Annotated in this window: 10 protein-coding genes; 4 read left to right on the plus strand and 6 right to left on the minus strand. The window is 51.8% G+C overall.

Annotated features, from left to right (window positions below):
• Positions 1 to 649: 50S ribosome-binding GTPase (locus NZ772_04415; protein MCS6812801.1), on the plus strand; the 649-nt coding region annotated here is incomplete at its 5' end.
• Here the strand turns inward: NZ772_04415 and NZ772_04420 are convergent.
• Complete coding sequence (locus tag NZ772_04420) at positions 603 to 1,097, minus strand: 2TM domain-containing protein (protein MCS6812802.1); 495 nt, start codon at positions 1,095 to 1,097, stop codon at positions 603 to 605. The two genes, NZ772_04415 and NZ772_04420, sit on opposite strands and share 47 nt — an antisense overlap.
• Before the next feature lie 217 nt (positions 1,098 to 1,314).
• Positions 1,315 to 2,388, minus strand: coding sequence for a zinc ABC transporter substrate-binding protein (locus tag NZ772_04425; protein MCS6812803.1), 1,074 nt, complete (start codon positions 2,386 to 2,388; stop codon positions 1,315 to 1,317).
• A gap of 93 nt (positions 2,389 to 2,481) precedes the next feature.
• Between NZ772_04425 and NZ772_04430 the strand changes: the two genes are divergently transcribed.
• Positions 2,482 to 3,210 (plus strand): metal ABC transporter ATP-binding protein, encoded by a 729-nt coding sequence (locus NZ772_04430; GenBank protein ID MCS6812804.1) that lies wholly within the window; start codon positions 2,482 to 2,484, stop codon positions 3,208 to 3,210.
• A 186-nt stretch (positions 3,211 to 3,396) separates the two neighbouring features.
• Complete coding sequence (locus NZ772_04435) at positions 3,397 to 4,485, plus strand: energy transducer TonB (protein MCS6812805.1); 1,089 nt, start codon at positions 3,397 to 3,399, stop codon at positions 4,483 to 4,485.
• On the opposite strand, the gene NZ772_04440 is transcribed toward NZ772_04435, so the two are convergent.
• Positions 4,475 to 5,008, minus strand: a complete 534-nt coding sequence (locus NZ772_04440) for a hypothetical protein (GenBank protein ID MCS6812806.1) — start codon at positions 5,006 to 5,008, stop codon at positions 4,475 to 4,477. The two genes, NZ772_04435 and NZ772_04440, sit on opposite strands and share 11 nt — an antisense overlap.
• A 413-nt stretch (positions 5,009 to 5,421) precedes the next feature.
• Here NZ772_04440 and NZ772_04445 point away from each other — a divergent pair, with 413 nt between their 5' ends.
• Entirely contained in the window at positions 5,422 to 6,936 is a 1,515-nt protein-coding gene (locus tag NZ772_04445) for an acyl-CoA synthetase (protein MCS6812807.1), read from the plus strand.
• A 220-nt stretch (positions 6,937 to 7,156) separates the two neighbouring features.
• Here NZ772_04445 and NZ772_04450 read toward each other — a convergent pair whose 3' ends face one another.
• The 3 genes from NZ772_04450 to ntrB form a co-directional block, all read right to left on the minus strand.
• Entirely contained in the window at positions 7,157 to 7,996 is an 840-nt protein-coding gene (locus NZ772_04450) for a nitrate ABC transporter ATP-binding protein (protein ID MCS6812808.1), read from the minus strand.
• Between the two features lie 145 nt (positions 7,997 to 8,141).
• Complete coding sequence (locus tag NZ772_04455; GenBank protein ID MCS6812809.1) at positions 8,142 to 10,151, minus strand: nitrate ABC transporter ATP-binding protein; 2,010 nt, start codon at positions 10,149 to 10,151, stop codon at positions 8,142 to 8,144.
• A 120-nt stretch (positions 10,152 to 10,271) separates the two neighbouring features.
• Positions 10,272 to 11,003, minus strand: a 732-nt coding sequence (gene ntrB, locus NZ772_04460) for a nitrate ABC transporter permease (GenBank protein ID MCS6812810.1), incomplete at its 5' end; no start/stop codon positions are given.

Below are 11,003 nucleotides of genomic sequence, written 5' to 3' on the forward strand. Positions count from 1 at the left end.
TTCATTACCTGGTTTACCTGGAGAAACTCGCCATTTGCGTCTAGAACTGAAACTGTTAGCAGAAGTGGGCATCATTGGCTTACCCAATGCTGGCAAGTCCACATTGATTTCAGTGCTGTCGTCTGCCCGTCCTAAGATTGCCGACTATCCCTTTACCACGCTGGTTCCTAATCTGGGTGTAGTGCGCAAACCTACGGGAGATGGTACGGTGTTTGCGGACATTCCGGGGCTGATTGAAGGGGCGCACCTGGGTGTAGGTCTGGGGCATGACTTCCTGCGCCATGTGGAACGCACTCGCCTGTTGCTGCACTTGGTTGACGCTAGTCAAGAGGATGTGATCGCCAACTACCGAACTATTCAACGGGAGCTAGCCGCCTATGGACGCGGACTCAGCGATCGCCCCCAAGTGCTGGCTCTAACCAAAATCGACATCGTGAACCCAGAGGACGATCGGCTGGCTACCCTAGTGCAGGAGTTGCAAGCTCTGAGCCAATCCCCTGTATTTCTGATCTCTGCGGCCACGGGTAGCGGCCTACAGCAGTTGATGCAGCACATTTGGCTATTGTTAGAAGAGAGCACCCCAGAGTTGAGCACGTCAGAAACTATGAGTCCGACAGGCGCTTTAGCCACCGACTCGACAGGGTTTTGAGCGACTGACCCACTTGGCGCTTGAGCTGCCAGCGCTGGAAGGCTCGTTCGTAGTCATCTCCCTCAACTTGAAAGGTTCGCCACGCACTCAGGGCAATGGCAATTCCCCAACCAAATACCACGTACAACGACCACCCCACTTGGTGAGTAGTTGCCAGGTTCATCCCTACAAGCAGTGTGTTGATAATGGCGAATTTAGCGAGATCATGACGAAATCGACGGCGACGCTCTTGGTTGAACAGCGCTCTATCCGCTGTCTCTTGGCGATGCTGCCTCCATTCCTGTTCTGCGGCGGTGAGGGTCTCTGGGCTAATCCCCAACTCTTCAGCAATTTCCAGCAGTTGCTGGCGAGACAGTTCGCCCGTTTCTGCCTGCCGTGCGATCGCTCGCTGCAAAATCTGTTGTGCATCCTCCGAGGTGTAACTGTCAGCCATAGTTTCCAATGCCACAATAGGTTGCTGCCTGTTACTGATCCAATCAGCAGATTCTCCAGCCAAATGTTAACCTACATCCAGACTAGCTACAGTATCCTTGCCTCGCCAATATGGTTACTACTAACTACCTACTATTATGGCTGACAGCGCTGGTTGTGGGGACTGTGAATTGACACAATGATCCGTCACAATGATTCTGTCTAGGGGTCAAGACTTACCGGACATCGTTGGGCTAGGGAGTAAATGGACGACAAGCGCCCCCTAAACCGTTGACGATTGTGCAAGTATTGGTAGCCAACATGCCAATATAGGTGCCCGTTGCACTCTCTGCCTGACCCAGACCATCTGCATTGATGGGTTGCTGACTGAGGGTGACCTTGGCTTCCCGTGCCAATGTGCCCAGCACCTTATCGTTCGTAGAGCGCTCCGCAAAAATGGTGGGTACCTGTGCTGCCTTAATTTCTGTCACTAGCTGCTTGAGCCGAGTAGGGGTAGGTTGCTCTGCGGTACTTAACCCTTGGAGGGTGCCTAAAATCTGAATCCCATAGGCTTGACCATAATAACTGAGGGCATCATGGGTGGTAACCAGTTTGCGCCGATCGGCAGGAATCGTGGCAATCTGCTCAGCAATCCATTGATCCAAGCGAGTCAGTTGGGCAATCAGTTGCTCTGAGGTCTGACGATACTGATCAGCATGACGAGGCGCTAATTTCTGAAGTTGGTCGCGAATCACCTTCACCATAGCAATTCCGTTCTGGGCATTATGCCACACATGGGGATCTGGCACGGTTTCTGCCTCAGCATGGTGGTGATGGTCGTGGTGGCCTTTATCAGCATGGTCATGGGCACCGTGATCGTGGGCTTTGCCTAACAATGGCTTGGGTACAGCCTGCTCACTAACCGCTACCTTCAGGGCGCTGCCCTTACTGGCTTTGATCAGGGCTTCAATGCTGGGTTCTAGGTCATAGCCGCCGTAGAGAACAAGCTGGGCAGAGTCAATGGCTTGGCGATCGCTGGGAGTTGGCTGATAAACGTGGGGATCCATGCCAGGTTGCACCAAGCATGTGAGGTCGATAGTCTCAGCCGCGATCGTCCGCGTCAAATCACACAACACATTGTGGGTCGCTACAACTCGTGGCTTTGACTCTGTTGGGGTGGAAACAGTAGCCGCAGGGCTAGCTGGAACTGTGGAAGGCGTAGACGCTGGTTCAGGCTGATTACACCCAGTCAAAGCCACGGCGATCGCAAGAGCCAGACTCCCTAAATAAGCCTCTAGTCGTTGGTTTAGTTGCTGTACAGACATCATGATGTTGCTGTGAGTGAGAATGGTAATCTATCTAATATGAAAATGATACTCAATTTAGATTGAGAACGATACTCATTTTTTGCGACTGTGACAATGCTAGAGGTTTTCAACTTGGTGGTAAGTTGTCGGGGTAACTGTCTGTTGAGGGGCATCAATTTCACGATCGCCCCTGGGCAGGCTGTAGGAGTTCTGGGGCCGAACGGGGCAGGCAAAACTACCCTGTTGAAGGCTATGTTGGGACTGATCACCCCCACCCACGGTCAAGTGCTGTTAGATCAACGTCCGTTGCACCGCCAACGTCATCGCGTTGCCTACATGCCCCAGCGATCGCAAATTGACTGGGACTACCCCGTAACCGTATGGACCGTAGCCCTCATGGCACGTATCGCAGCCACAGGATGGTTTCGAGAGCCTGACCAGCCATCTCGCGAGTTGGTGAAAACTGCTCTGCAACGGGTGGAAATGTGGGAGTTTCGTCATCGACAACTGGCAGAGCTGTCAGGCGGTCAGCAACAGCGAGTGTTCCTAGCGCGGGCATTGGCTCAGCAGGCTGATGTGTTACTGTTTGACGAACCCTTCACCGGTGTGGACAAGAAAACCGAAGCAATCTTGTTTGAGGTGTTTCAGGAACTAAAGGCAGCAGGCAAAATGTTACTAGTCATTAGCCATGATTTGGGTGAAACCCTCCTCCAGTACGATCGCCTGCTGCTGCTTAACAAGTATTTGATTGCTAGTGGCACTCGCCATGAGGTGTTAACTGTTAGCAATATCCAGCAAGCCTATGGCAGCTCAGTTATCGTTGTGGGTGGTGCTCAACTATAGATGTTGCACATGTATAGACATTCCAGATTAGCAAGAGACACTTAAATACAACTGCTACATCTATCCTCAGAGCACCTAAACATGACGACTTGCCGAGGGCAGACCAGTCTAAAAACTGGCTGGTTATCCCTGCCGTCTTGTGAATACTTGAGGCATAATAGCCACGTTGAGGTGTGATTAGCCGCTATGTCTTATCTGTCTCTGTTGAAGTCGTTGCCCAATAACCTGCGTCAGCCTGCTGGTATAGCATTTATTGCGTCAGTTGGTGTGCATGGGCTAGTGGGTGTTACTCTGCCATTGCTGAGTCCAGCAGAGATTGAGACCCCCGATCGTCAACAGCGCGTACAGGTGATTGAACTATCACCCGACCAACAAAAACGCTTGCCCTCTGCTGTATTGCCCCAACCGCAAACCGCTACAGTTCCTGTTCCTGGTGGTCAATATTCCCCCAACTGGCTAGGACGAAGGCTTCCCAGCAACAGAACCCCAGGCTATTCACTAACGCCCCTGCCTAGTCTGGGTTATCCGTTCCGGCTACCCGGTGGCTACAATCCCTACAGACAGTCTCCTAACGTGATTGCGATCAATCCGTTAGCTCAGGGTGCTCCCATGCGGCAACCTCCCCTAGGACAGCAGCCTACCCAACGTCCGGCAAATTCGCCTCTGTTCGACGACAGTATTCTGTCTAGAAATACCTCATGGTCAACTGCTTGGAACAACATCACCCCAGACTCGACTAATTTGCAGATTGCCGGTAAACCTACCCCCAGCAGCAGCCCATCACCTCAGGATAGCCCTGCCTCGCCTAGTGCATCACCATTATCAAGCGCATCTCCTAGACCATCGCCAACTAGTGAGTCGCTATCACCAATCACAGTGCCATCCCCCTCATCTGAGGTTGACCCAAACCTGTTATCATTCAATGCTGCGGGCACTAGCCGTGAAGAAGCTGCTGGTGAACTAGGAAAGTGGTTGACAGAATTGCAGGCTAATGGCGTTGGTGCTGATAGCCCCAACTCTTGGCAGCCCCTGCCCATTAAGGTTAAAGCACCGTCTGCTGCAAAATCGATTGTAGAGAAGGCCGAGCGACCCATCAAGGTAGTACTAGGGGTTGTTGTTGATGGGGAAGGTAAATTAGTCAGTGACCCAACATTAATTCAAAAATCTGGCTATCCGTTGCTAGATACTGCGGCACTAGAAGAGGCTAAGAACTACAGCTACAGTGCTACAGGAGCAAGCGTCCCCTACCTGATCACCCTGGAATTTACGCCCTAAGGCCAGATGTTGCTAAGTAGCGTTGCCATGCTAGGCTGGTAGTCTTGGGAAGTACCCCGGCTAACTGAGACATCAGCTCGTGGGGAATGTTTTGGGCTTCGGCTCGCCCTAGCCAACGACACAGCAGATCAATAATCATTTCTGCTCGCTCAATGGCAGTAGGCACTAGGACGATCGACTGTTGCTTTTTGATGCAGCTAATCCGCTTCTGAACGGATTGTCGGCGCTCTTCATAGGTTTCGGGCACATAAAACTTGAGGTCACCCAATAGGTAAACTGACTTGCAGGTAACGTCAAAGTAGCCGCCAACTGCGCTGCCAGGGCCAATCAAATCTGCATAGAACGATCGTTGTAGAATCAACCCGCCGCGACTTTTGGGGTGTATCGCCAGCAATTGACCACTGTGAAACAGTGACACGGGCAACTCTGACTGCACGGGCTGCGTCGATAGTTTTACTGGCGATCCAGTGACTTCTTGCTGCTGCAACAATTGACTCCCATACGTTAGCGTAGATGACTGCATATCATTCCTGAAATTCATATCCCAGCCTCGTGTCACCTTTTACAAATGCACCTTTGATTAGATTCTCTAACAGGTTTGTCTGGCCAATTGTTACCCATGTGCCACTGGTCAACGTGTCATGCTGTCTTGAGCTTACGGGACAAATCCCACTAAGTCCCGGCAATCAGGATTACTGCTACCGTAGCTGCCAGGACTAACAGTTGACTCTGCACCACCGAGCTAATTAGGAGTTGAAAATCAGTAACTGACTAACACTGACTAATTAGGAACTGAAAATTGGTAGCTGAACGGGTGACTGGTAACGGCTGCCCTTCAGTCATTATCATCAACCACTGCTATAAATTTATCACCCCTTTGTAGTATCTTACTGCTGTCAGCAAGTTCTTAACACCTTTTCCCTGAGGTTAATACCCATAATGCTCCCGTTAGTTGCCCGTGCCTATGACTACAGTCAAAGAACTGCAATCGTAACAACTGATGGTCAATTTACTTACTATGATTTGCTGCGTGTTTCTGAACAAATAGCTACTAACCTGCTCAATGGTAGTAATGATTTGCAGGAGCGACGGGTAGCATTCTTGGTGCCAGCCGGATTTGACTATGTTGCTACCCAGTGGGGCATTTGGCGAGCTGGTGGTATTGCTGTGCCGTTGTGTGTCTCTCATCCCCGGCCCGAACTAGAGTACGTGATCACGGATGCCGACGCTGATATTGTGGTCGCCCATCCCAGCTTTGCAGATCTGTTGCGACCGATCGCCACCGCCCAGCACCGCCGATTCATCCTCACTTCGGATCCACTCCCAGCGGATATTGCCGACCTACCTGATGTTGACCCTACTCGACGTGCTCTGATTCTGTATACAAGTGGCACTACTGGCAAGCCCAAGGGTGTGGTCACTACTCACTGCAACATCCAAGCTCAGGTGACTAGCTTAGTAACTGCTTGGGAATGGAGTGCGGACGATCGTATCCTACATGTATTGCCGTTGCACCACATCCACGGCATTGTCAATGTACTTACCTGCGCTCTCTGGTCTGGAGCCGAATGTCACATGCTCAGTAAGTTTGAGGCAGAAACCGTGTGGAACTGCATTGGTCAGGGTGACCTGACGCTGTTTATGGCAGTGCCTACGATTTATACCAAACTAATTGCCGCCTGGGAGAAAGCACCCCGCGATCGACAAACCCACTGGTCCCAAGCCTGTGCTGGTCTGCGCCTGATGGTGTCAGGGTCAGCCGCTCTGCCTGTAACTGTGCTGGAGAAATGGCAAACTATTACGGGGCACTTCTTGTTAGAACGCTATGGCATGACAGAAATTGGCATGGCACTCTCTAATCCACTCCATGGGCAACGGCGGGCAGGCTATGTTGGCAATCCACTGCCGCAGGTGGAGGTACGGTTAGTGGATGATGAGGGGATGCCTGTGCCCCCTGGCATAGCGGGAGAAATTCAGGTAAAGGGGCCAGGAGTGTTCCTAGAGTATTGGCGACGACCAGAGGCAACCGCTAAGGCTTTTCGTGATGGCTGGTTCTGCACAGGGGATTTGGCGATCGTAGAGGAGAATGCCTATCGCATCCTGGGCCGCATTAGTGTAGACATCATCAAAACTGGCGGCTACAAAGTCTCAGCTCTGGAAATTGAAGAAGTTCTGCGTACTCATCCAGACATTCAAGAGTGCGCCGTGGTGGGTGTCGCCGACCCAGAATGGGGCGAGCGGGTCTGTGCTGCTCTAGTGCTCAACCCAGACTGTGAGCTAACCCTAGAATCGTTGCGAGCATGGGCAAAAGCCTACCTAGCACCCTACAAGGTGCCTACTCGCATCCTCACTATGGAAGCCCTACCTCGCAACGCTATGGGTAAAATCACCAAGCCATCCTTGGCCAAACTCTTCACGAACCCACCAAAATCGCCTGACGAAGAGCCTTAGCTATGGTGCTCGAAAACAACGAGGATATAATTGCAGTTATAGCTCGTAGTGAGGACTTAAGTCCTTACTACAAACGTCCTGCATGATCGCAGGGATGCAGTGACTACTCGAGCGGCTCGAAATCAGGGTCAGCTAATAGCTCGATAACTGATCGCCATCACGCAGGGTTGGATTAGGCATGGCGGTAACCCAACCCAGTTAGTGTGATTAGACTCTTAACTTACTCTACATCGTCGTGGGCAAAGCGGTTATAGAGGAAGTCTAGAGCATAGTTCCGCAGGTCATAGTATTCTGGATCTTCCATGATCCGGGCACGATCGCGGGGACGGGGGAAGGGAATAGTCATAATTTCCCCAATCTTAGCAGCAGGCCCATTAGTCATCATCACGAGGCGATCGGCGAGAAACAGTGCCTCGTCGATGTCGTGGGTGATCATCAACACTGTGCAGCGGTGGTCGTTCCAGATTTTCAGCAGTTCCTCTTGAAGTTCTTCCTTGGTGATGGCATCTAGGGCACCAAAGGGTTCATCCAAGATGAGGAGTTCTGGGCGGATGGCTAGGGCACGGGCAATGGAGACCCGTTGCTTCATACCACCAGAGATCTGAGGAGGTTTTTTCTCAGCGGCTTCGGTCAAACCCACTAGTGCTAAGTGGTCACGGACAATCGCTCGCTTTTCTGGCAGAGATTTGTGGGGATAGACGGAATCCACAGCAAGGTAGACATTCTCGAACACTGTTAACCACGGCAAGAGGGCATAGTTTTGGAACACCACCATGCGATCGGGGCCGGGTTTAGTAATCGGTTTACCTCGTAGACGTACAGAACCATTGGTGGGTTGGGTAAACCCTGACACCATATTCAACAAGGTGGATTTACCGCAGCCAGAGTGGCCAATGACGCAGATAAATTCCCCTTCAGCAACAGTGAGGTCAATACCCTCTAGAACAGTGTAGGGACCTTTGGGGGTGGGATAAACCTTAGAGACGTTTTCGATGGTCAAGAAGGCATCAAGGCTAATATCAGCCTTTTGTTTGGGCGGTGCAATAGTTGTTTGAGTCATGGGAGTTACCGTTGTGTTGTCAGAATGGACAGAAACAGTTACGTGAATTCGGTTAATTCGTTCGTAGTAACGACTTCAGTCGTTGTCCTTGGAGGTTGAGGACTAAAGTCCTCACTACGAACGAAATGATGAACGGTGGATGGGGTTAGGCGGCAATGACCGATCGGCGATCAAGGATTACCTCAGCCACACTGAAATCCCGCTTGATGGAGAGACTATTTAGGTAGGCGATCGGATCGTCATCAGACTTAAACACCATGCCATCAAACAGGCGGATTGGTCCCCGACTGTAGTTGCTGCTTTCCAGCAAGCCCAGTTCGCGGGCAGCAATGCTGAATACACTTACCCGACATACCCGCTCCAGGATTTCTAGCCAGTTGCGAGGGAAGGGAATATCTCCCCAGCGGGCAAGCTGGGTTAGGGTCCAGAGGGTTTCGGTGCGGCTAGGACGGTTCACCCCTTCTCCGTAGAACTGGTGGTGGGCATATTCCCGCCGAGGTGAATCTAGGCTACAGGTGTAGTTGTTGGGGTCACCAAGGTGAATGTAGTCTATGCTAGTGCTGACGTAATCCTGTCCTGCAATGAGCTGGCGAATTTCCTCGTGGTGGGCAGGGTCAGCGCAGTAGTGGCAGGCCTCTAGCAGGGCTTTCACCAGAGCAATGTGGGTGTTGGGATAGGCGGCTGCCCAGTCTTCCCGCACACCTAGCACTTTGCCAGGATGACCTTGCCAGATTTCTAGATCGGTCGCCACAGTGAAGCCAATGTTTTCCATCGCTGCCCGCAGGTTCCAGGGTTCACCTACACAGAAACCATCAATAATGCCAGATTTGAGGTCGGCTACCATTTGAGCAGGGGGAATAGTCTTTAGTTGCACATCCCGATCGGGGTCAATGCCACTAGCAGCCAGCCAATAGCGCAACAACAGATTGTGCATAGAGGAAGGATGTACCATACCCAAGGTGTGCCGCTGGTCTGCTGATTCTAGCAACATGCGCTTGAAATCGGCTGCGCCGTAGACTCCCTGATCCAGGAACCTCTTGGCTAAGGTAATAGCGTTGCCGTTGCGGGTCATGGTCAAGCTAGTAACCACAGGCAGAGGTTGCTCTTGATGTCCGCCAGTGGTCAACCATACGGGCATTCCGGAGGGCATTTGAGCTGCATCCAGATAGCCACCGACAATGCCATCAACAATACCGCGCCAACTAGTTTCCCGCACTAGGGTGACTTCATCCAGTCCATGCTTGGCAAAGAAGCCCTTTTCCTTGGCAATGGCCAGAGGGGCGCAGGCGGTGAGGGGCACAAACCCCAGTTGCAGGTTCACCTTTTCTAGGCCATGACGAGCCACCACGGCTGTTTTTTGGGCACGAATTTTCTTGATGCGCTTTTGCTGATTGAGGAAGTAGATGATTTCGCTGCGAAGACTGTAGTAGCTGGGATGCTTGACCACTTCCATGCGGCGACGGGGACGGGGAATATCCACCTCTAGGATGCCGCCAATTTTGGAGGCAGGGCCGTTAGTAAGCATGACGATGCGATCGCTCAGCAAAACGGCCTCATCTACATCATGGGTGACCATCACCGCTGTCACCCCATTCTCTTCACAGATTTTCATCAACTGCTCTTGCAGATTCCCCCTAGTGAGGGCATCCAAGGCTCCGAAGGGTTCATCCAGCAGCAACACCTTGGGGCGAATTGCTAAGGCGCGGGCGATCGCCACTCGCTGCTTCATCCCTCCAGAGAGCTGGGCAGGGGGCTTATCCGCCGCATGACGCAACCCCACCATGTCAATGTGCTGCTCCACAATCTGCTTGCGCTCTGCCTTAGAGAGGTGAGCTAGCACTTCGTCCACAGCTAGGGCAATGTTCTCCCGCACCGTCATCCAAGGCAGGAGAGAATAATTTTGAAACACCACCATGCGATCAGGCCCTGGCTTGCGAACCTGTTGGCCCTCTATAGTTACCAGGCCATCCGTGGGCAAATCTAATCCTGCCACCATATTCAACAAAGTAGACTTGCCACAGCCAGAGTGACCAATTAAGGAAACAAATTCCCCTCGTTTGATGGTTAAATCGATACCCCTGAGAGCAACATACTCATTACCTCCCGCTAGGGGAAATACCTTCTCGACATTTTCAACGGCTACAAAGATGCTCATCGGTTTTCCTCTCTGTGAATATTGAGTGTGACTATTGAGTTCTCTTCCATGTCCCCCTCTCCCAAACTTGGGAGAAGGGGGGTAGGAGCAAGACGTTTCCAGTTGTTTCAACTCTCCCCCTTACTGCTCTGGCACAATCCAGTTTTGGATGGCAGCAGCAATGCGATCGAGCATTAAACCGACAGCACCAATGTAGAACAGGGCCAAAATCACTTCACTCACGTAGCCATTCTGGTAAGCTGTCCAAATGAAGTAGCCAATGCCCACTACGCCAGACATCACAATCTCTGCGGCGATAATGGCCAACCAAGCCAGACCGATCGCAATCCGCAAGCCTGTGAAAATGTAGGGCAACGCCGAGGGAATTAGAATCTTAAAGAAATACTTACGGGGGGAAATTTGCAGCACCCGTGCCACATTGCGGTAGTCCTGGGGGATCTGCTGCACGCCTACAGTGGTGTTGATTAAAATTGGCCAAACGGCAGTGATGAAGATTACAAATACGGCTGCCAGTTGCACATTCGGCAGGGCAATCAGGGTAATAGGCACCCAAGCCAGTGGGGGAATTACCCGCAAAAACTGGAACAGGGGATCAAGCGCCCTATTCACAATCCTATTCGTACCCACCAAAATGCCTAAACCAACCCCAACGATCGCCGCCCCAAAGTAGCCCTGAGCCACTCGCAATAAGCTTGCCCAAGTCTGCCAAAACAGGCCCTTGTCTAACCCACCCCGATCTAGAAAGGGATACATTAGTAGTTCCCGCGTTTGCTGGTTCGTGAACAGTGTTGATGGCGCGGGCAGTTTCGTTATCCCTGCCACTGACAACGCCTGCCATATCAGTAAAAAACC

Source organism: Cyanobacteriota bacterium (assembly GCA_025054735.1).
GTDB lineage: Bacteria > Cyanobacteriota > Cyanobacteriia > SKYG9 > SKYG9 > SKYG9.